19 protein-coding genes and 1 pseudogene are annotated in these 20,537 nt (G+C 62.2%); 10 read left to right on the top strand and 10 right to left on the bottom strand.

Translation table 11 applies throughout. The features are described from left to right. Window positions 1-44 precede the first annotated feature (44 nt). Entirely contained in the window at window positions 45-641 is a 597-nt protein-coding gene (locus G6N37_RS14780; RefSeq protein ID WP_163681508.1) for a TetR/AcrR family transcriptional regulator, read from the bottom strand. A 67-nt stretch (window positions 642-708) separates the two neighbouring features. Further along, window positions 709-1,008 (bottom strand): annotated as a pseudogene (locus G6N37_RS14775) (SDR family NAD(P)-dependent oxidoreductase); the annotation flags it as partial. A 263-nt stretch (window positions 1,009-1,271) separates the two neighbouring features. On the opposite strand from G6N37_RS14775, the gene G6N37_RS14770 reads away from it, so the two are divergent. Genes G6N37_RS14770 through G6N37_RS14755 form a run of 4 tightly spaced genes read left to right on the top strand, consistent with a single transcriptional unit; the run spans window position 1,272 to window position 4,736 of the window. Further along, window positions 1,272-2,474: an amidohydrolase family protein gene (locus tag G6N37_RS14770; protein WP_102419673.1), complete on the top strand. Its 1,203-nt coding sequence runs from the start codon at window positions 1,272-1,274 to the stop codon at window positions 2,472-2,474. A 24-nt stretch (window positions 2,475-2,498) separates the two neighbouring features. After that, window positions 2,499-2,705, top strand: a complete 207-nt coding sequence (locus G6N37_RS14765; RefSeq protein WP_102419674.1) for a ferredoxin — start codon at window positions 2,499-2,501, stop codon at window positions 2,703-2,705. After that, window positions 2,705-3,928 carry a cytochrome P450 gene (locus G6N37_RS14760; protein ID WP_102419675.1) on the top strand — a complete coding sequence of 408 codons (1,224 nt, stop codon included), beginning with the start codon at window positions 2,705-2,707 and terminating at the stop codon, window positions 3,926-3,928. Before G6N37_RS14765 ends, G6N37_RS14760 begins: the two co-directional genes overlap by 1 nt. A gap of 1 nt (window position 3,929) precedes the next feature. Further along, entirely contained in the window at window positions 3,930-4,736 is an 807-nt protein-coding gene (locus G6N37_RS14755) for an NAD(P)-dependent oxidoreductase (RefSeq protein WP_102419676.1), read from the top strand. Between the two features lie 22 nt (window positions 4,737-4,758). On the opposite strand, the gene G6N37_RS14750 is transcribed toward G6N37_RS14755, so the two are convergent. Further along, window positions 4,759-6,240 (bottom strand): class I adenylate-forming enzyme family protein, encoded by a 1,482-nt coding sequence (locus G6N37_RS14750; protein WP_102419677.1) that lies wholly within the window; start codon window positions 6,238-6,240, stop codon window positions 4,759-4,761. Window positions 6,241-6,396: 156 nt separating this feature from the next. On the opposite strand from G6N37_RS14750, the gene G6N37_RS14745 reads away from it, so the two are divergent. From G6N37_RS14745 to G6N37_RS14725, 5 genes are read left to right on the top strand one after another with little or no spacing between them, the layout of a single operon-like run. Beyond that, entirely contained in the window at window positions 6,397-7,893 is a 1,497-nt protein-coding gene (locus G6N37_RS14745) for an aldehyde dehydrogenase family protein (protein WP_102419678.1), read from the top strand. After that, window positions 7,890-9,101, top strand: a complete 1,212-nt coding sequence (locus tag G6N37_RS14740; protein ID WP_102419679.1) for a CaiB/BaiF CoA transferase family protein — start codon at window positions 7,890-7,892, stop codon at window positions 9,099-9,101. Before G6N37_RS14745 ends, G6N37_RS14740 begins: the two co-directional genes overlap by 4 nt. 21 nt (window positions 9,102-9,122) lie before the next feature. Next, the gene (locus tag G6N37_RS14735) at window positions 9,123-9,956 is read left to right on the top strand and encodes an acyl-CoA thioesterase (protein ID WP_163681506.1); all 834 of its coding nucleotides are present in this window, start codon (window positions 9,123-9,125) and stop codon (window positions 9,954-9,956) included. 30 nt (window positions 9,957-9,986) lie between these two features. Continuing rightward, window positions 9,987-11,207 (top strand): amidohydrolase family protein, encoded by a 1,221-nt coding sequence (locus G6N37_RS14730; RefSeq protein WP_067919802.1) that lies wholly within the window; start codon window positions 9,987-9,989, stop codon window positions 11,205-11,207. Beyond that, window positions 11,207-12,091, top strand: a complete 885-nt coding sequence (locus tag G6N37_RS14725) for a VOC family protein (RefSeq protein ID WP_232075006.1) — start codon at window positions 11,207-11,209, stop codon at window positions 12,089-12,091. Before G6N37_RS14730 ends, G6N37_RS14725 begins: the two co-directional genes overlap by 1 nt. Window positions 12,092-12,462: 371 nt before the next feature. Here G6N37_RS14725 and G6N37_RS14720 read toward each other — a convergent pair whose 3' ends face one another. The 4 genes from G6N37_RS14720 to G6N37_RS14705 form a co-directional block, all read right to left on the bottom strand. Beyond that, window positions 12,463-13,578, bottom strand: coding sequence for an epoxide hydrolase family protein (locus G6N37_RS14720; protein WP_102419681.1), 1,116 nt, complete (start codon window positions 13,576-13,578; stop codon window positions 12,463-12,465). Between the two features lie 352 nt (window positions 13,579-13,930). After that, entirely contained in the window at window positions 13,931-14,245 is a 315-nt protein-coding gene (locus G6N37_RS14715) for an acyl-CoA synthetase (RefSeq protein WP_197745706.1), read from the bottom strand. A gap of 364 nt (window positions 14,246-14,609) precedes the next feature. Further along, window positions 14,610-14,975, bottom strand: a complete 366-nt coding sequence (locus tag G6N37_RS14710; protein ID WP_067919812.1) for a hypothetical protein — start codon at window positions 14,973-14,975, stop codon at window positions 14,610-14,612. A gap of 255 nt (window positions 14,976-15,230) precedes the next feature. Then, a complete protein-coding gene (locus tag G6N37_RS14705; protein ID WP_163685072.1) occupies window positions 15,231-16,010 on the bottom strand; it encodes an SDR family oxidoreductase in 780 nt (259 codons plus the stop codon). A gap of 302 nt (window positions 16,011-16,312) precedes the next feature. Between G6N37_RS14705 and G6N37_RS14700 the strand changes: the two genes are divergently transcribed. Further along, window positions 16,313-16,618, top strand: coding sequence for a Clp protease/crotonase-like domain-containing protein (locus tag G6N37_RS14700; protein ID WP_232074998.1), 306 nt, complete (start codon window positions 16,313-16,315; stop codon window positions 16,616-16,618). A 273-nt stretch (window positions 16,619-16,891) separates the two neighbouring features. Here the strand turns inward: G6N37_RS14700 and G6N37_RS14690 are convergent, their stop codons facing one another. From G6N37_RS14690 to G6N37_RS14680, 3 genes are all read right to left on the bottom strand, one after another. Continuing rightward, window positions 16,892-17,632 carry a FadR/GntR family transcriptional regulator gene (locus G6N37_RS14690; protein WP_067919793.1) on the bottom strand — a complete coding sequence of 247 codons (741 nt, stop codon included), beginning with the start codon at window positions 17,630-17,632 and terminating at the stop codon, window positions 16,892-16,894. A 349-nt stretch (window positions 17,633-17,981) separates the two neighbouring features. Beyond that, on the bottom strand, window positions 17,982-18,812 hold the full coding sequence (locus G6N37_RS14685; protein ID WP_372514678.1) for an acyl-CoA dehydrogenase family protein: 831 nt from the start codon (window positions 18,810-18,812) through the stop codon (window positions 17,982-17,984). Between the two features lie 165 nt (window positions 18,813-18,977). After that, window positions 18,978-20,180: an acyl-CoA dehydrogenase family protein gene (locus tag G6N37_RS14680; protein WP_102419685.1), complete on the bottom strand. Its 1,203-nt coding sequence runs from the start codon at window positions 20,178-20,180 to the stop codon at window positions 18,978-18,980. Between the last annotated feature and the right edge of the window lie 357 nt (window positions 20,181-20,537).

Raw genomic sequence — 20,537 nt, 5'->3', positions numbered from 1 at the left:
GACGGAACCAGGTGAGTGCGGGCCGCTTGATCCGGCAGCGAGGGTCAGGGGGCATGCGAGTGTTTCCCTTGCTGTACGGCGCACGCTGCCAGCGTCAACTCGACGCACCGATCCCATTCCTCGGGACGGGCTTCCTGTTCGGACGACAGAGCCAGCGCCAGGCCTCGAATCAGCCGGCGTAAGTCGCGTGAGGTCACCTCAGAACGCACCCGGCCGGCGCGGATCCCCAATGCGATCAGCTCGTCGCTCAACGTCGCGAGTCGATGCGCGTCATCACCGACGGCATGCGTGTCGACATCGAACACCATGCCGGCGATGCGGTCCTGGCGAATGCGATGGATGACGTCGTACAACGCCTCGGCCAGCGCCGTCCATGGATCGCCCTGGCGTGCCTGCAGAATCGCCTCACAAACGCGCGCCTCGATCCAAATCGTTTGCGGTTCAAGAAAGGCCGAGATCATCGCCTCCCGGCTGGGGAAGACCCGGAACACCGTGGCCTTGCCGATGCCTGCCGCGCGCGCGACATCTGCGTGAGTGGCAGTGCCCTTGGCGGCGAACAACTCTCGCCCGGCATGGACGATGCGCTCGTAGTTGGCGCGTGCATCGGACCGCTGTCGTCGCGCTTCGGCTGTCGGTGGCATAGGTGGACCTCCCTGGCACGGCACCTACGCAGGTTAACATGAAACGGACCTAGGGGTCCACTTGTTCCAGCACCGTGTCGATATGCCCGAACTGCTCTACACCTGCGTCGAACGCGGCCTGTAGGGCCGACTTATGCCGCACGTCGGCCGCCTGGAACTGAATCTCTCGGCCCGTTCTCTGGACGAGTCGAGCTGTCTCTTCGAGGTCTTCCCACGTGCCCAACCTGTACGGCACGGCGTCGATGTCGCGGCAGATGTCCACGGCGACGATGTTGGCGCCTTCTTCTGCGAGAGTGACTGCATGCGAACGGCCCTGACCGCGTGCCGCGCCAGTGATGAAAACGACGCGACCGTCAAGCAAACCCACGATCTGTGTCCCTTCCTTCCACCGAGACGCATGCCAGCTGGACCTGGCTGATTAGTGCCGTGTGAGCGCGAACGAGTCGGCGCGTTCGACAAGTACGCAGGAACCGGATTGACCCACACGTGCTTGAAGGACTTGTTCGCGACATCGCTCAGGTATAAAATTCGAAGCACATATAGAATATGTTCATAAACAGATTCTGGTAGAACACTGAGCCGGACGGATCTCAGCCGGGTCCGGCGGGGCACGGCGCAAGGGAGCGAAGGATGCCGTTACAAGACACCCATCAGATCGTGTCGGTCGATGACCACCTCATCGAGCATCCACGTGTGTGGCAAGACCGCTTGCCGCAGAAGTATCGGGAGGCCGGACCCAAGATCGTCGAGATCAACGGCCAGCATTTGTGGTCGTATGACAACACGCTGTATCCGACGATCGGGCTGAACGCGGTTGCGGGCAAGCCACCGCAGGAGTGGGGCACCGATCCGGTGCGCTACGAGGATATGATTCCCGGTTGCTACGATCCTGCGGCGCGGGTGGCGGACATGGACCTCGATGGGGTGCAGGCGGCGTTGTGCTTTCCCTCCTTCCCGGGGTTTGCGGGGGGGACGTTTTATCGGGGTAACGATCGCGAGCTGGCTCTGCTGTGCGTGAAGGCGTGGAACGATTTTCACATCGACGAGTGGTGCGCGACGGCGCCGGACCGGTTCATTCCGCTTGGTTTGCTTCCGGTCTGGGACATCGACGCGTGCGTCGTCGAGGCCGAGCGTCTGGCCTCGAAGGGGGCGCGTACTGTGTCGTTTCCGGACAGCCCGGTGTCGTTGGGTCTGCCGTCGTTTCACTCAGATCACTGGGACAATCTGTGGCAGGTGTGCTCGGACGCGGGCATGCCGCTGGCACTGCATTTCGGGTCGGGCGGTTACGTTCCCGGATTCTCGTTCTCGGGGACGAGCACATTCCAGAATGATCTGGCTAACCAAGACGTTTCGGCGCCCTTCGCGGTGGCGATTGCGTTGTTTGCGACCAATCTCATGTGGTCAACCGTCGATCTGCTGTTCTCCGGCAAACTGCAGAAGTTTCCGAACCTTCAGATCTCGTTATCCGAAGGCGGTATCGGTTGGGTGCCTTACATTTTGGAGCGCACGGACTACGTGTGGGAGCGTCACCGCTACTACCAGCCGATCGATTTCGACGCGCGCCCTTCTGATCTGTTCCGTTCCCACTTCTGGGGCTGCTTTATCGATGATGAGCACGGATTGACCAACCGCCATGCGATCGGTGTTGATCGCATCACCTTGGAGATCGACTTCCCGCACTCGGATTCGAACTGGCCGAACTCGCGCAAGCGTGCGGCCGAAGTGCTTGCCACGGTGCCCGATGACGAATGTGCGCTCATCGTCGAGGACAACGCGCGGCGCATGCTCAACTTCCCAAGGACGGCCGAGCCGCAACCCGCCGCCAATGTGTAGCGGGTGAAGACAACGGGAGGCCGAATGAGGGTCGCGGTGGACCCGCAGCGATGTCGAGGACATGCACGCTGCTTGACGATAGCGCCCAACGCCTTCGAATTCCTCGACCTCGAAGAGCGAGCGGTGACGAGCCAAAACGGAATCGCGCTCGAGGACAAAGATTTGATCCGAAGAGCCGAACAGGAATGTCCCGAGCGGGCGATCACGATCGACGACCTAAAGGACGCGTGATGACGACTATCGACTCAGGCACCGAGGCCGCCTCGACCGACCTCGACCACCATTCGGCGTACTTCCGGGAGAACAATTTCGCGATCTACTATGAGTTTCGCGATCGTTGCCCGGTTTTGCACTCGACCGCATGGGATGGGTTCTGGCTGTTTCTCGGGTACGACGCGATCGTCGACGCCGCGCAGGACGCCGAGTTGTTCGGCAATGGCGTGGAGAAAGCGGTGCCGGCGCTGTCCCCGGATCCGTTGATTCCCATCGACATCGATCCACCGCTGCACGGCGCATGCCGCCGTATCGTATTGCCACGCTTTTCCCCGGGCGCTGCCCAGCGTTGGAGGCCGCGAATTCGCCAGTTAGCGGCGGAGTTGGTCGACGACTTCATCGAGACCGGCCGAGCCGACATCGTCCAACAGCTGACCACCCCACTGCCAGCGCGCTGGATCCTGCAGATGTTGGGTCTGGACGACAGCCGTTGGCCGGAATGGGTGGAGTGGATCCATTCCGCCATTCATGACCGCTCGCACGACCCCGAGCGGGCCAGCAATGGCGTCATGAATATTTACGGCGCCATCGTGACCGCGATGCAGCATCGGCGGACCAACGGTTTCGGCGACGACTTGATCAGTGTCATCCTGCAAGCCGAAGTCGACGGCGCGCCGCTCACCGAGGAGCAGCGGATCGGGTACATCTTCCTCCTGCTGCTTGCCGGTATGGACACGACGAGCGGACTGACCGGTAATGCGCTGGTTCGGCTCGAAGAAGATCCGGCATTGCGTCAGCAGTTGATTGACGATCCCGAGCTTCTCGATGCTGCGACCGAGGAGTTCCTCCGGCACGACACTCCCACGCAGGGGCTCTATCGAGTCGTCAAACGGGACTGTGAATTTCACGGTCACAAGCTGCGTGCGGGAGACCGGGTCATGTTGATGTTCGCCTCGGGCAACCGCGATCCGAAGGTGTTCGACGAGCCTGAGGAGATCGACCTGACCCGTTCGCCGAACCGCCACCTCGCGTTCAGCCTCGGCGCTCACCGTTGTCTCGGCTCCAACTTCGCCCGGGTGATGTTCCAGGAGATGATCTCCGAAATCCTCGCCCGTCTACCCGATTTCGCGATCGACGGCGAAATCGTGCGGTTTGAGGACGCTGGTGAGGTCTACGCTGTCCGCCATTTGCCCATCCGTTTCACGCCGGGTCCTCGTCTTAATCCCGGTTCGGGGCCATGAGATGTCACGAGTCGGTTTCTTCGGTGTCGGTCAAATGGGTGCGCCGATGGTGTCGCGGCTGCTCGATCGCGGTCAGCACGAAGTCGTACTCTATGCGCGCCGACCCGAGGTATGCGAACCTCATGTCGCGCGTGGGGCTGGTTTGGCCGGCTCGCTCAAGGAGCTCGCGCGAGCCAGTGACGTGTTGATCGTGTGTCTGTTCTCTGATCTGCAGCTGCGTGAAACGGCTTTTGGCGAGGAGGGTTTCCTTGGTCATCTGCCCGAGGGTGCGATCTTTGTTTCGCATACGACGGGTAGTCCGGCGCTCGTCGCCGACATCGCCCAGACAGCGCCGCATATTCGGGTGGTCGACGGGCCGATCAGTGGAGATTCGGAAGACATTTTTCAGGGCAGGCTCACGGTCCTGTTGGGCGGGGAACCTGACCCGGTCGATACTGCGCGCGACGTGGTGGGTGCTTACGCCGATCCCATCATTGCGACCGGTGCGCTGGGCAGCGCGTTGCTGGTCAAGCTGCTCAATAACCTTCTGTTCGCGGCGAATTCGCAATTGCTGGCGGGTACCGCCGCAGCCGGAGCAGAGTTGGGCTTGGACGAGGGGTCGTTACTCGCCGCGTTGAGTGCGTGTAGCGGCAGTAGCGCGGCCCTTCAGCGTGTGCGGCAGGTCGGCGGTCTTGCTCCTTTCGAGGGCCGCGTGACGCCGTATCTGCGTAAGGACGTCGCGACGGCGATCGCGCTGGCCGAGGAGATGGGTGTGTCGATCGACTTTGTGCGCGGTGTCGCGGAAAAAGGACCACTGGCCGTGACGTGATTCCGCCCGGGGTGTCGCCGATTCAGGCCGTCAACTGCTTAGCAAGTTCACGCTTCGCGACCTTGCCCAAACCGGTGAGTGGAAACGCATCGAGTATGTAAAGCCGCTCGGGCCACTTCTGCTTCATCAAGCCCCGTTCATCAAGGAAACGGCAGATCTCTTCGAGTGTGACATCGCGGTGCTTGGGTGATCGTTGGACGACCGCGCAGACGAGCTCGCCGCGTGCCTCGTCGGCAAGGCCCAGTACGGCGACGGTGTCGATGAGCGGGTGCGCGAGCAGTTCGTTCTCGATCTCGGCGGGAGCAATGTTCTCACCCTTTCGAATGATCAGATCCTTGATCCGACCGGTGATCACCAGCCGGCCGTCGGTCCGCAGGTATCCCGTGTCCCCGGTTCGGAGCCAGCCTTCCGGCGTGACAGATGAGGCCCATTGCCCATCATCGACATAGCCGGGTGTCAGGACATCGCCGCGCACTTCGACCTCTCCCGACTCCGCGATACGGACTTCGGCGCCGGGAACGGCGCGGCCCGCGCTGTGCGACTGCTGCTCAAAGCTGTCCGACGCCGGGCTGGCGGTAATAGCGGGGGCTTCAGTCATGCCGTAGCCGTGCAGTACGGGCACCCCGAGCACGAGTCTGATCTTCTCGTGCAGCTCTGGTGGGCAGGGTGCACCGCCACCGATCAGCATGCGAAGTGTGGGAATGACGGGAGCATTACTGCCCGAGGAGAGCTGTGCGGAGAGCAGCATCTGGTAGAACGCCGTACTTGAGCCAGTGAACGTCACTCGATTGGCTGCAAGCACTGCGGCGATGTCCGGCCCGACCCGCGGCAGCAACAGCACCGAGAACCTCCCGATAAGGGCGCACGAGACATAGAAGATGCCGCCAACGTGTGCGATGGGAAAGTTGATGGTCCCAACGTCGTCGGGCGCGGATCCCAGCCCGAGATACTTCACGTAGCCACGCGCCGCGGTCAACAGCGACTTGTCGCTGTGTCGCACCCCTTTCGGGCGCCCGCTCGTTCCGGACGTGAAGAAGACCCATCGCGGGCAGTCCGACCGGAAGTTCGCTGCAGTCTCTGATGGCTGGTCATCGGGCATGGTCCGAAGGACGTCGAGGAAATCGGAGGGCAGGCAAATCACGGGTGTATTCGATGGTGCGTTGTGCTGTGTGGTCTCGTCAACGATCAACACGTCGGCGCTGGCGATTTCGAGTGCGGCGGCTACCTCACGCTGTCGGAACAAGTGCAGCACCGGGACCTGGACGGACACGCTTCGCGACAGCGCCAGCATCAGGACTGCGGCAGCGCAGTGACTGGGTAGCTGCCAAGCGACGGTCATGGTGCTATTGATGCCGTGTGCGGCCAACCAGCGTGCCGCGGCAGCGGACAGGCAGGACACCTCACCGAGGGTCAGTACCGCGCCGGTGGGTTCGAGCAGGAGGGGGCTGTCGGGGCGCTCCAGTGCACCAGCTTCAAGCTGTTCGACGACCGTGCCTGGGGCCACGTGCGTTCCTCCGTGGAGTAATCTACTTAGTAACAGAATCTAGGATAGTAACGCTGCGTTCCGCACTAGGCACCGTCGATCGCGCGAAATCAGATAAATAGTTATCTATTATGGTTTACGCTAGAGGGTGCCGCCAGCCCAGCGAGAGGACATTCCATGACGACTTCGTCGGTTGCCACTCCGACAGTTCCGTTCAATGCCGAATCCCGCTTGTACATCGACGGGAAGTTGCGGGACTCGTTGACCGGAATGACCGCCGACAACATCAATCCGGCCACCGAAGAGGTGCTGGGCGTGGCGACCGACGCCGGCGCAGAGGATATGCAGGCGGCGATTGGCGCTGCGCGGCGCGCCTTCGACAGCACCGACTGGTCGACGAATCACGAGTTCCGTCAGCACTGCCTGATGCAACTCCACGAAGCCCTCCAGGCGGAGAAAGAGGACATCCGCGCCGAGCTCGTCGCCGAGGTGGGTGCGCCGCTTTCGTCGACATACATTGCGCAGCTCGAGTGGCCGATCGTTGACGCCGTTCGGTGGCCGGCCCGGTACATCTCGGAGTTTCCTTGGGAGCGGGCACTTCCCGACGGTGTGCTGCTGGGCGCGCCGTATCACCGTAAGGTCGTCAAGGAAGCGGTCGGCGTCGTCGGTGCTATCACGCCGTGGAACTTTCCGTTCGAGATCATCAGCAACAAGGTGGCGCAGATCCTCGCGACCGGCAACACCATGGTGCTCAAACCGGCGATCGAGACGCCATGGAGCGGGCTGCGCTGGGGCCGTATCGTCGCGGAGAAGACCGACATCCCAGCGGGTGTGTTCAATGTCGTTCCAACGTCCGACAACGACGTCGCGCAGCTGCTCGCCACCGACCCGCGCGTGGACATGGTTTCCTTCACCGGCTCGACGGCGGTCGGCAAGTTGATTCAAAGACTGTCCGCCGAGACCATGAAGCGAACTCTGCTCGAGCTCGGCGGCAAATCGGCGTACATGGTGCTCGATGACGCTGACATGGAGGCGGTTCTGCCGGGCTGTATGGGAGCGCTCATCCATTCCGGCCAAGGCTGCGGATTGACCACGCGAATGCTGGTACCGCGGCAGGTCTACGACCAGGCGGTCGAAGTTGCCACTGCGACCTTTGCGGCGGTTCCGGTCGGTGACCCTACCGATCCTGCGACGTTCTGCGGTCCGTTGGTGTCGGCCAAGCAACGTGACCGCGTGTTGAATTACATCGAGATCGGCAAGCAGCAAGGGGGCCGGGTGACAGTCGGCGGGGGAAGGCCTGACGGGCTGGACTGTGGGTACTTTGTGGCGCCGACCGTTTTCGCCGATGTGGACCCAAGTCACCGTCTGTTCCAGGAGGAGATCTTCGGGCCGGTCATCACGATCACCCCCTATGACGGCGGCGACGATGGTCTGGTCGAGCTGGCGAATAATTCAACCTACGGTTTGTCGGGTGCGGTGATGGGATCGCCCGATCGCGCCATGGCGGTGGCCGGGCGAATCCGCACCGGCACGTTGAATCTCAACGGTGCCATGTTCTACGGCGCCGACGCACCGTTCGGCGGTTACAAGATGAGTGGGCTGGGCAGGCAAAACGGTCACGAAGGCTTCGAACAGCATCTTGAGACCAAGACGATTGGATACACCAGCGCATGACTGATGTGCTCAGCGGAATTCGCGTCGTCGAGCTCGCCGCATGGACGTTCGTTCCGGCTGCTGGTGCCGTGCTCGCCGATTGGGGTGCCGACGTCATCAAGATCGAACACCCCGAAACCGGAGATCCGCAACGCGGACTAGTCAATTCGGGAGTTGTCGCCGGCGCGGGCGGCGTCAACCACTTCATCGAACAGCCGAACCGCGGCAAACGCAGCATCGGTCTGGACACCTCCAGTCCAGACGGCCTGGAGGTGTTGATGAAGTTGATCGAAACGGCCGACGTGTTCCTCACCAACCTGCTGCCGGACTCTCGGCGACGCATGGGAATCGACGTCGGCCAGGTGCGTGCGCGGAACCCCAAGATCATTTATGCCCGCGGCCACGGCTACGGCACCAGGGGAGAAGCAGCAACGCATGGTGGCTTCGACCTTGCGGCGTATTGGGCGCGCGGAGGGATCGGTGAGGGCTACGCCGCCGGCAACGGATCCTATCCGCCGCTTCAGCTGCCGGCGTTTGGTGACGTATATGGCGGCCTGTCAATCGCCGCAGGAATCGCCGGGGCCTTGGTGAAGCGCGAGCGAACAGGTGAACCGTCTATTGTCGACGTCTCTCTGCTCAGCGCCGCCATCTGGCAACTCGGACCCAACATCGTCGGCGCGGGCATCACCGGTCAGGACGTTCCCAAGTTCTCGCTCGAGGAGATGCCCAACCCGGGTGTCAATCTCTATAAGACGCGCGACGGCCGGTTCATCGCTTTTGTACTTCTTCAGGCTGATCGGTTCTGGTCTGATTTCTGTACACGCCTGGGTCGCCCGGACTTGATTTCGGACGAGCGATTCGCCACTGCGCCCATGCGTTTCGAGAATCGCAAGGAGTGCATCGCCGAGTTACGGGCGGTCTTCGCAGCGCAAGATCTCGCGCATTGGGAGGAGTCCTTCGCCGGGTTCGAGGGCGTGTGGGACGTGATGCGTACCGCGCGCGAGATCCACGACGACCCCCAGGTGATTGCAAACGGATACCTGCCCCGCACTACTGACACCAACGGCAACGAATTCGCCTTGGCCGGCAGCCCGGTCCAGTTCGATGAGACGCCGTTATCACTGAGGTGCGCACCAGGACACGGTGAGCACACCGATGAAGTACTGGCCGAACTCGGCTACGACGAAGACCAGATCATCGACTTCAAGGTCAAGTCGGTCGTACTTTAGATGGTCGCCACTGTCGCCTCCTTGATCGACCTGCTTGACGTCCAACGCGTCGCAAGCGATTCCTACGTAGGGATCACGCCCGACATTGGTATGCCTCGGGTCTTCGGCGGACAGGCCGCGGGTCAAGCTCTGATGGCAGCGGCCAAGACCGTCGAGGAAAAACGTGTCCCGCACTCTGTTCAGACCCACTTCCTCTCCACGGGGCTAATCGGGCCGCCGATTGAATTTCACGTCGAGCGGTTGCGTGACTCCGGCTCGCTGTCCAACCGGCGGGTCATAGCCGAGCAGCAGGGTCGACAGCTGCTTTCCCAGCAGGCCGCGTTCCACGCTCCAGAAAACGGACCAGAGCATCAACTGGCTGCCGAGGCTGTCGACGGTCCTCCGTCGGCTGGCGCGGGCCTGCGTCCATTTCCCGAGGACTGGCCGGAATTCTATCGACGATGGTCTTCTCTGGAAGTCGAGTGGTACCCGGATTCGCATGTGCGCGGACCTCTCACGACAACCGGCAGGGGTACGCTGTCGCGCCAATGGGTGCGGACATCGGCACCCTTCGACGCTCCCCAAGCGGTCCACAGTGCCATCGCCACATGTGTCGCTGGCCTGACATTGTTGATGAGCGCCTTTACGCCCCACGAAATCAAGCCCCATCGCGATATCAAGACGTTCACCCTCGATCATTGTCTATGGTTTCATCGCCCCTTCCGCATTGATGAGTGGCTGCTCCTCGAGCAGGTGTCGCCCAGTGCCTCGGAAGGCAGGGCGTTCTGTATGGGCCGGCTCTTCGGTGGGCGGCAATCACGTGGCCTCTGTGACCCAGGTTGGTCTGGTTCGAGAGTGGTAACTCATGACTTTTGATTCGTGTCAACATAATTGGAGGAGACACAGATGATCATCGACGCAGACAGTCATGTGTGCGAGCCGCCGGATACTTGGACCTCGCGGATGCCGTCGAAGTGGGGTGAGCTCATTCCGCGGATTCGTTACATCGACGATCTGGAGATGGATGTCTGGTGTATCGGGGACGAGATCGTCAACTCCCTGGCCTTTACCGTCTTCTATCAGGAAGCGGACAATCCGCTGCCGCATCGCCGAGAAGACGACTTTCCCGAGGTGCCGCAACGCGTCGAGGAGGTCCACCCGTCGTCGTGGGATCCAACGGAGCGGGTGAAGGTGATGAACGAGGCCGGCATCAACATGGCAGCGCTCTACCCGAACCTCGGGCTGACGAATCCGGATCGCTATCGCACCATCCCCGGAGCCACCCTCGACTTCCAATTCGACGTTATTGCAGCGTTTAACGACTTCGTCCTGAGCTGGGCTGAGCGGGAGCCGGGCCGGTTTATCCCGCTCGCGGTCGTCCCGTACTGGGATATCGATCGGTGTGTCAAAGAACTGGAACGCTGCGCTGCCCTCGGTCACAAAGGCTGGGTCTTGTCGGGCACACCCGAATACCACGGCGAGCCGCCGCTGTCGGATCGGCACTGGGACCCGATGTGGGATGTCATCAATGCATCCGGGGGCCCGGTCGCTTTTCACGCCGGCACCACGATGAACCCGGCTGAGTACAGAGTCGATCCGACTCAACGCACGGTGGGCGGGGACCGGGTCCGTGCCGTCGTCGATGTGGTGAAGTCATTCCTCGACAACGCCAACGCCTGCAGCAAGCTGCTGATGTCCGGGGTGCTGCCTCGTTATCCCGACATGAAATTCGCCATAGTTGAAAGTGGCGCAAGCTGGGTGCCGTTCCTGCTGGAGTCCCTCGACGTCCACTTCCTCCGGTACCGGCCGTGGGAAAACCGTCCCGAACTCAAGGCCGACGAACTGCCGAGCGAGGCATTCCGGCGCCAGGTCTTCGTCAACACCTGGTATGAGAATCTCCGCCCCGACGACCTCGCGCTGCTGCCGATCGACAACATCATGTTCGAGACGGACTATCCACACCCAACGTGCCTATTCGGCGAAGAGATCCAAGATTCGCTGACGACCAAGCTGAGCGCGCTCAACGAGGAGGACCGCAAAAAGGTGGCCTACCGAAACGCGATGCGTTGCTTCAACATCGCTGAGCACGAGGTCGGTAGGATCCCAGGCGCTGCGCTGCCGATCTGATGGTGACCCAGCGAAATACTGGCGCGTCGCCTGCCGCGGAGCAGGACGGCCGGATCGCTGCCACACATGGATCGATCCAATGCCTGGAGATGCAGCACATCAACATTGCTGCGCGGGACCTCGAGCTCACCATGGCACACTTCACCGATGTCTTGGGCGCGCAGTACGTGTACGACATACCGGCACCCCATTGGCATGCCGTGCTCGTCTACGTTGGTGGCGTGCTCTTCGAGCTCTTTGTACCGGAACATTTTCTGCTCAACGGCAGATATGGCCCCCACTACGTGGGGATCGAATACCAGGTGCACGATCTGAGTGCCACCCGTCACCAGCTTGCCGCCCGCGGTGTGGGCTTGATCAGAGACATCGGGATGGCTTTTCACACCGAACCGGAGCCATGCATGGGAATTGCGTTCGAGTTCTACGACCACAGTTTCCACAACGAGCCCTTCGATTGGAAGGAACCCCTCAAGTCGGCCGACTATTGGCGGCGCGATCATCCGATCGGGTACACCGGCCTGAAGCGCTACAGCGTGGCCGTCGCTGACCACGACGCTGGACTGGCCTTTTTTCGGGACACATTCGTCATCGACGAACTCTACGAGGAAGACCGTCCGTTCATCGCCGGAAGGGTGACAGGTTTTCAGTTGGCGGACACTGTGGTCGAGTTGATCAGCCCGACCGGCGCCGGTGTCATCGACCGTCACCTGCGACGGTGGGGCGATGGTGTGCGGTCGGTTGTCTTCGGAGTTCATGATCTCGGTGCGGCCGCAGCCCATTTCGCCGGCCACGGTGTCGAGCTAGCTCCGGGCGACCAGACCGACACTCTCGCGATTATGCCCGCCGACAATCGGGGCGTGATGATGGAGTTCGCTGCCGAATAGGTGTCCGCATCGGCCCACACCCATCATGCGGATTGGCATGGTGAGCCGGGGTAGAAGAGCGGCGCCCGGTTGCGCGGATGCCGAGCAGCTGCCCAAGCTGAGTACCGGAGTCGGGCTGCGGCATGGCGCGCTTCGCTGACGAGGTCGAGATTTCGTTGTCGAAATCTGCTGCACCACAGTGAATCCAGCCGCGGCGAGCATGCCATCGATCACGACGGGTGGTGAAGCCGCGACTCCCCGTATCGCAACCGCGGTGAGCGGACGCAAAATCGCGCACCGGCCTGTGCGGTCGAACCTCGACACCGACCCGACATCCTTGCACTCGGCACTGAGTTTGACGCCATCGCGGGTTGACCAACCAGCCCGATATTTCAGCTCTTTCGCACCGTAGCGAAGAATGACGTCACGTCGTCGACGAAGAGCTCGGGCTGCTCGAACGCGGCGAAGTGACCGCCGCGCGGCATGGACGTCCAATGCGTGATGTTGTAGTTGGGCTCGCACCAACTACGGGGAGTCTTGAATACTTCCTTCGGAAATGCCGCGATGCCGGTGGGTACCTCTACGCGATCGAATTGACCGCCGAAGGTGGAGAAGAAACTCTCCCAATACAGGCGGGCCGACGACGCCGCCGACGCGGTCGTCCAGTACAGCATCACGTTGTCGAGGAGCTCGTCGCGTGTCAGCACGTTCTCCGGGTGGCCGTCGCAGTCCATCCAACGCCAGAACTTCTCAACGATCCACGCCATCTGCCCGACCGGTGAGTCCACAAGACCGTAGCCGAGGGTCTGCGGCCTGGTTGCCTGTTGGCTCGAATAGCCTGAGTCCCAGCGCTGATAGTAGGCGAGGCTGTCTAGCGCCTGTTGCTCTTCGTCAGTCGGCTGGCCCATGTCCGCCGGCGGAAAGCTGACCGGCATGTTGAGGTGAATGGCGACGCATCTTCCGCCGGCACGGCCCAGCTGTGTGGTCACGGCGGCGCCCCAGTCGCCGCCCTGCGCCCCGTACCGCTCGTATCCCAGACGGCCCATCAGCGTATCCCACGCGGTGGCGATCTTCTCGATGCCCCAACCGGTATTCGTGGGCTTGCCTGAGAAGCCAAAACCGGGTAACGACGGGCACACCACGTGGAATCCCATTTCCGTCAGTGGTTCGATCACCTTGTGGAACTCAACGATTGATCCAGGCCAACCGTGGGTGATCACCAGCGGCAGCGCGTCGCTGCGCGGGGAGCGCTGATGAATGAAATGAATCTCCAGGCCGTCGATTTCGGTGGTGCAGTGATCGAACCTATTCAAAGCCGACTCGCGTGCGCGCCAGTCGTATTCGTTCGCCCAGTACGCAGCCAACTCGCGGGTGTAAGCGAGCGGCATGCCCTGGCTCCAGTCCTCGACGCATTCGACCTCCGGCCAACGGGTTCGCTCCAGCCGCGCCTTCAGATCGTCGAGTGCGGCATCAGGAACCAAAATACGGAAAGGCTTGATGGAGGGCATGCGTCCGTTATAGCACAGGTTGCAGTAATCATATAAATGTATAGCTGTCTGCGGATTCACGACCCGGGAGGATCGACTCCGGTCTCAGGATCTCGATGGCCCGCCCGACGGCGAGTGGTTTGATACCCATTTCTCACGTTGAAACGTGTTGGCGAAACGGCGATCTGCGCTCTCGACCGCCCGCAGGGAGCCAATGCCATGGCTCCAGCGATCAGTAGTCAGCGGGGATCCGGAGCTGGCTGGATTAATGATTACCGGTACAAGTCACGTATTTGTGAGGCGACTGCAACGCCTAGTGCAACGCCGGGGGAACGGGCCGGCCAGCCATCCACCGCTCCGGATAACTCACTCGTCAATTGGTCGGGTGGATGTGCGACAGGTTGCGCTTAGCTTTGCCGGCGTACCCGAAGAACTTTTCGAAGTTCTCGTCGTTTATGGGGTGTGTCGAATTGCGTTTCGCTGCCGCGCGAAGCGCGGCCAAACGCGCTCGAGCCTTCGGCAGGCCGTCCGCGGAGCCGGTCCGCTCGAGATGCACGACGTCACGCTCGACCGCCGCGATCTCGAGGCGAAGCCGCTCGCCTGCTTCTCCAAAAGTCAATAGGTCGTGGTCGTCCTCGTCGAGCTTTTCGCGTGATGGGACGGCGCCTGCCTCATCGTCGCTTGCCATGGTCATCCTTTTCGGGGGACGGCAATCAGTGATGCCCTATCGTACCGAGCTCGGGGCGGGCCGACAGGCACTTCAGCGCGTATGCGCGAGCGCTGCGTGATGGAGGAACTTAGCCAGGTCCTCCCACGGTTCGAGATTATGCACTGAGACCCAATGGTTTCGGTAGCACTGGCCCTTCTCCTCCCATTCGTCGCCCACAGCTCTTGACGGTCTTGATCGTTCATCGTGGCAAGGTCGGCGGGAAACGCTCCGCTGACTGCCGGTATTATGAGGCCTCAGGCGGCAGGTCGACGGGATCGCGTCGGATTAAACCGTCGGGAGACTCGTTCGGTGTGCAAGATATCGAGGATCTCGCTCGGGCGTCCTACAATTTCGCGAGCCGGCGCTTACCGACCGGTGTCCACCCGGTGAGCGAGATGGTGCCCAGGTCCAGCGACTCGCCGAGGGTGAACTTTCCTGCCATCGACCTTGCAAGGAATTCCTGCATCACTTGTTCGGGTTCCCGGTCTAGTTCATAGATCACCAGGTACCGGTGAGTCGGGGGTGGCAGCACGGCGGGCAATTCCTGATCATCGGGAACGTTGACCTCCGAGATCGCATACCGTTGCGCCGCAACCACTCCGGGTACATCAAGGACCTGGGGTATGCCCGTGTTGTCGTACCACTTGTTGAAGGCATCGTCCTCATCAGCGATCGGATTGCTCAGCACGACGAGCACGTTTTTGGCCACGGCGGACACGTTATGACAGTTGACTGCCATAGTCAATTGGGTGACCTTATGCATCCTTGCGTCGGGGCGCCCGTTTCTGACATGGGTAGGCGCCGCGGCTGACCAACCCAATGAGCTGTCCGCCCTGCGCCACTGTCGTTCGCGTCGGCCATTCTTCGCGGGCTAAAGAAAGGATTGGGCAGGATCGGAACGTGCTCCGTCAAAAACGCTTGCTGACACAAGAGTTCAGCGTGCTTGGCCGGTGTGAGCTGCTACTCAACGCGGAGTAAACCGTTGTGCGCCGTCGAGACGCATCACTTCGCCGTTGACATACCCGTTCGTCAGCAGGAAGACCGCAGCATCGGCGAATTCCTCGGGCGTGCCGAGCCGTTTGGGGAATGGCACGTTGGCGGCGAACTTGGCGATGGCCTCTTCTCCGACCGACTCCATGATCGGCGTCTTCATGGTCCCGGGTGCGATGGTGTTGACCCGAATGCCGGCGGCACTGAGGTCGCGCGCGGCGGCGATCGTCAATCCGATCACACCGCCTTTTGCCGCAGCGTAAGCGGTTTGACCGATCTGGCCCTCGTAACCGGCGATGGACGCCGTGAGCACCAATGCGCCTCGTTCGCCGTCGGCCTGGGGTTCCGCAGCTGCGATGGAAGCGGCGACGAGCCGAGCGACGTTGTAAGTCCCGCTGAGATAGAGATCGATGGTCTTGGTGAACCCCGCAAAATCAGCCGGGCTGCCGTCGCGCTGCACGATGCGTTGAGCGACGCCGAATCCACCGTGGGCGACGACGGCATACCGCAGACGACCCAGTTGATTGGCCTGTTCGATCGCTTCCTCGACCGAGTCTTCGCTCGTCACATCGGTACTGACGAAACTCGCGCGGCTGCCCAACTCGTCGGCGAGCGCCTTGCCCTTGTCGGCGGCCAGGTCGGCGATCACCACGCCGAGGCCTTCGGCGTGCAATCGCCGCACCGTGGCCTCACCGAGGCCGCCCGCGCCTCCGCTGACGATCGCGGACGCACCGTTGAATTTTTCGACTGTCACTAATTCTCCTTTTGTGTGGACTGAACCTGTCATAAATTGCCGATCGCCAGGTCCCACGGATCGGCAGCAGTCTGGGGCATCCGGCCGAGCCGACGCGCATAGCCGGCCGGTGTGCCGTAGTCGTTTCTCCAGCTCTGCGCGCGCCGTGTCACGGCTCCTCTCGCCCGCTGACACGGACATGCGAGTCAAATGCTATAACTATATATCGCATTGGATCTGCGATCGCGGCGGGCCCCGTCGCGCAGGAGCGAGGCCCTATGTCCCATGGCTTCTGTGGAGAAGCGCGGCGCAGCGTCCACATCGTGAGCATCAATCGGCGGGAAGCGCTCAACTCCGTCACCGAGGACGTGCACCACGTGTTCGCCACGAACTGGAAGGCGCTCGACGCCGATGACGACGCGGTGCCCGACGAGGCGCTGGCGCTCGGCGAGCGGTTCGCCGCACTGCCGCCGCGAACTTTACGGGTCGTCGAAGGTGGCACTGAACATGCACCTTGCCCGGCTGCACAAGATGTACTGGAGTACGCGTTCGCGGAGAAACTGACGTCGTTCTCGACACCAGAGTTCAAGGAGCGAGTCGCCGCATTCCGCGCTCGAACCAAGAAGTAGCCGCTAGCGGTAGGCGGTGACGCGTGCCGCCGGCGCAGGCTTGCCGTCCCCCGATCGCGCGTGCGGCGGCGACGGCGGTGCCGCGCCCGATTCGCAGCGGCACTGCTTTGTAGCGGGACCGGTCGCTGGCAGTAGAAGGGACACAGATAGTCCACCCGGACCGACGCGGTTCGCATCGGCGCGCCGCCAGTGTTCACCGTCGCGCATGCGGCCAATTCGAGCCCCGCCGACGCCAACGGCGTCGTTGAGGAACGAGTCTATGTGTTGGTGCTGTCAGTCGAGAAGGTCGACGACGGTGGATAATTCCGAACCCGACAGCACAAACTCCTCCGTCTTGCGTAGGTGCTTTTTCCACAGCTCGCCGACCTGCTCAGCATCCCCGGCTTTGATCAGCTCCAGCGCCATGCGGTGCGTCTTTGCCGATCGGCGGATCGCCTGCTCTGCGCGAGCACCTTCCGTGGGCTGTAACGAGCGGTTTGCGTTCACGATGATGTGATGCAACATGTCGCTGACGATCTGCAAGGTCTTGTTGCCCGACAGCCGTGCGATTGCGACGTGGAAGTCTGTCAGTTGGACCACGGCATCGCTGCCTGGTTTCAATTGCTCCTCGGCTTCGACGATCTGCTCCAAGTCCGCGATTACTCTTGCGTTGCGCTGTTTGGCCAGCTGCACCACCATTGGCGTCTCGAGAGCCATTCGCGCGTCGTAGACGTCTTTGAGCGTGACGCCTTCGTACTCGAGAATCAGTCCGGCGTAACGGGCAAGCGTCTCGCGTCGCGGTCGGGTGACCCTGGCGCCGCCACGTACGCCACGCTGGACGACGATGAGCGATTCCGACTCGAGAACGCGGAATGCCTCGCGCAGCGTCGGTCTTGACACGCCGAACCGCTCCATCAGTTCTGACTCCGACGGAAGCATCGTCCCTTCGGCGATCTCGCCACGGATGAACATCCTGCGCAGCACGGTGGCCACGCGATCCGCCATCTTCGGCTCACGAAGGCTGGTGAGCTCCATATCGATCCTTCCACCGATAGTGGTAATCAACTAATTATTTGTAGGTTAGCCGAACGGGGCTGCATAAACCGAGTTACGCGCCCACCCAGTGATCAAGCTCATTTCTGGCACCGCATCGCCCGGCCCATCAGGTCCTTCGTGCACATCTGCTCGGAGATGATCTGGTTGAACCGGAAATCCTTCACACCGAGTCTGCCGTACTTTCCGTCGATCACAGCTGACTTAGCCGCGTCGGTCCGACTTCTCCACATAGGGAAGGCTCAACCGCTCGAAGAATTCCCGCGCGGTGGCGCGGAAGTCGTCATCTACTTCACCTACTTCATCGAAAATGCTGCGGCGTACCGATTCCTCAGTCCAGGTTGATGATCGCAGGAAGTGTGCGTCCGGGTGCATATGTGTTGAACAGGCGGTCGGCCAGCAGCGACTCCAGTTGCAAGTAGGAGCCGCACAGCGCATCGATCTGAAAGCCTCGCTTCACGTATCGATGGAGGTCATGTTCGGCGGTCAAACCGGCCGCCCCGCACACCTGCAAGACGGCGTCGGCCACGTCGCGGTGTGCCCGACCTGCTGCAACTTTTGCGGCCTGGGCCGACAACGCCCCGCCGTATCGCCACGAGTCGTCGAGAAGTGTTCGCGCGCCTTCCAATTTGGCCGCAACAGCCGCTAGGGCATGGAGCGCGGACTGGCGCGAGCCGATCGGCGAACCCAACTGGACCCGGGCGCTGACGTGTTCAACGGCGATGTGCAGGGCCTGGTCTGCCAACGCCACGAGTTCGGTGGCCAGCGAGCGATGCGCCGCCGCGATCGCGCGGCCCCACTCCGTTGACGCATCGGTCAGGTCGCCGTTGGCGGCCCCCTCGACGCGACTCCAGATCACACTTGCGTCGAATGTGTCGAGCCGTTCGCTCCGCAGCTGGTCGGCATCGACGACGGTGACAGAGACCGTTCCCATCCCCCCAGAGATCGGAACCAGGACACGGCCGCGCGGGACACCGAGCAGGATGCCCTTCACCTGGCCCTCGTTCGAACTGGGCGTGGAACCTTGGGACAGCGCAGGCAGCACGACGGCATCGAGTGGCGGATCCGCCAACGCAGCCAGTTCGGCCAGCATGACGCGGTCCAGAGCATCGGTCAGCGCGAGCGTGCGCCCCTGTGCCCGGAACAACCAGCGCACACGCATCTACCGGGTATTCGGACTCGATCTCCGACCAGCCGAGCTCGGCCAGCAGCGGATCGATCGCCACGTGGTCCTGCTTGGCCGCGACTTCGTCGAACAGGCGGAACACCGCCTCTTCGATCATGGGCCACGATTCGTCGGTTGGAGTCGCTCCTCGCGTGCGCATGGTCACGATGCGCGGCTTTCCTTCGGCAACCCGAGAATGTGGTCGGCGATGATCCCACGCTGAACCCCAGCCGTGCCGCCCATGACCGTGGCGGCCCGCGAGTACCACCACTTCGCGCGTGCGGTGTCGAGCTCGTCAGGGCCGCTCCCGGTGCCGACCATCATGTGGTCTCGCATGAGGTCGAGGATCAGGTCGTACACCGCGCGCTCGGCTTCGCTGCAGAGCAGCTTGTCGATGCTGCTCTCGGAGTCTACGGACTCGCCGGCAGCCAGCTTGCGCACGGTGGTGGCGGCACGGGCCTGCGCTGCGATGACCTCGACGTACACGCGCGCGAACCGCTCTCGCTGGGCCGAACCCGCTCCACGGGTCACCATGTATTCGCGCAGCCGTCCCAACTCCATCAACATATTGTTCAGCGCGGCATAGCCGTACATGCCGCGCTCGTACTGCATCAGGAACATCGTCACGGCCCAGCCGGCGCCGATCTCACCGACCAGCCGTTCCGGTGGCACGCGGACATCGTCGAAGAAGACCTCGGCGAGTTCGCGCCGCCCGCTGGCCAACGCGATCGGATGCACCGTGACGCCCGGTGCATCCGTGTCTATGAGCATCATCGTCAGGCCGCGGTGTCTGCTCTCTGGTGATCCCGTGCGAACGAGCACGCACAGCCGCTTGGCCGTGCCGCCGTGACTGGTCCAGATCTTCTGACCGTTGACTATGAACCAACCCGAGCCGTCGTCGGTTGCCCGCGTCTGCAGGGAGGCCAGATCGCTGCCGGACTCCGGCTCGGAGAAGCCCTGTCCCCACCATTCGGAGCCGTCGAGACAGCGGGGAAGGTACTCACGTGCCAGGTGTGGGGCGAACTTCAGGATCGCCGGCCCCATCACCTCCAACGTCCACGCCTGCGCCGGGATGGGCAGCATCGCGTTCGCGAGCTCCTCGTAGAGGACGGCGCGGTGAATCTCGTTGCCGCCCAAGCCGCCAGCCGCCTCGGGCCAGCCGTATCGATTCCAGCCATCAGCGTGCAACCGTGCCATCACGGCTGCATCGTGTTCGAGCCCGGTCTCGGCGGTCGCGTACGCGGCGGTCCGCCAGTAATCGGCGCAGTCGAGCGTGCGTAGAGACTGTCGGAGATCCTCGCGGAAGATCGCGACCTGCGACACGTAGTCGCCACGGTTCACAACGTCGTTGAGGGAGGCCGACACTACGTCACCCCCTTCGGGTCAACCGGCTTGGATCAGTCGCCTGATCAGCTAAACAGTTATCTATAAGAGGTACACTAGGTCGCGCCCGCCGTCCAGCAGGAGAAAGCCTCGGGGCCGGCGCACAATACTAGATCGGGAGAGCGATTGGAGGGCCGCGTCTCTCAACCGACTAGGCAGGGTGCGTGAGCATCTCTCAGCCCGAGTCGACCACGTGTGCATACAATTCGTGTCACATGATGCGAATGCCTTGCCGCGTGATGAATGGAGACGTCTCGCGGAGGCGATGCGCTAGCGATCGAGCCGTCTGACCCAGATTGGCATTCATACGCTCGGTTATCGCGTAGGACGCCCGGAACC

Origin of the sequence: Mycobacterium seoulense, from assembly GCF_010731595.1 — a bacterium.
Taxonomy (GTDB): domain Bacteria; phylum Actinomycetota; class Actinomycetes; order Mycobacteriales; family Mycobacteriaceae; genus Mycobacterium; species Mycobacterium seoulense.
The sequence above is the reverse complement of the archived record's forward strand: the minus strand, read 5'-3'. Positions and strand labels throughout refer to the sequence as shown.

Coding starts and splice junctions, on each gene's coding strand:
- G6N37_RS14730 (WP_067919802.1), top strand. CDS start 9,987: ATGATCATCGACGCAGACAGTCATGTGTGCGAGCCGCCGGATACTTGG.
- G6N37_RS14770 (WP_102419673.1), top strand. CDS start 1,272: ATGCCGTTACAAGACACCCATCAGATCGTGTCGGTCGATGACCACCTC.
- G6N37_RS14715 (WP_197745706.1), bottom strand. CDS start 14,245: ATGGCAAGCGACGATGAGGCAGGCGCCGTCCCATCACGCGAAAAGCTC.
- G6N37_RS14755 (WP_102419676.1), top strand. CDS start 3,930: ATGTCACGAGTCGGTTTCTTCGGTGTCGGTCAAATGGGTGCGCCGATG.
- G6N37_RS14720 (WP_102419681.1), bottom strand. CDS start 13,578: ATGCCCTCCATCAAGCCTTTCCGTATTTTGGTTCCTGATGCCGCACTC.
- G6N37_RS14725 (WP_232075006.1), top strand. CDS start 11,207: ATGGTGACCCAGCGAAATACTGGCGCGTCGCCTGCCGCGGAGCAGGAC.
- G6N37_RS14740 (WP_102419679.1), top strand. CDS start 7,890: ATGACTGATGTGCTCAGCGGAATTCGCGTCGTCGAGCTCGCCGCATGG.
- G6N37_RS14760 (WP_102419675.1), top strand. CDS start 2,705: ATGACGACTATCGACTCAGGCACCGAGGCCGCCTCGACCGACCTCGAC.
- G6N37_RS14685 (WP_372514678.1), bottom strand. CDS start 18,812: ATGCGTGTGCGCTGGTTGTTCCGGGCACAGGGGCGCACGCTCGCGCTG.
- G6N37_RS14765 (WP_102419674.1), top strand. CDS start 2,499: ATGAGGGTCGCGGTGGACCCGCAGCGATGTCGAGGACATGCACGCTGC.
- G6N37_RS14690 (WP_067919793.1), bottom strand. CDS start 17,632: ATGGAGCTCACCAGCCTTCGTGAGCCGAAGATGGCGGATCGCGTGGCC.
- G6N37_RS14780 (WP_163681508.1), bottom strand. CDS start 641: ATGCCACCGACAGCCGAAGCGCGACGACAGCGGTCCGATGCACGCGCC.
- G6N37_RS14745 (WP_102419678.1), top strand. CDS start 6,397: ATGACGACTTCGTCGGTTGCCACTCCGACAGTTCCGTTCAATGCCGAA.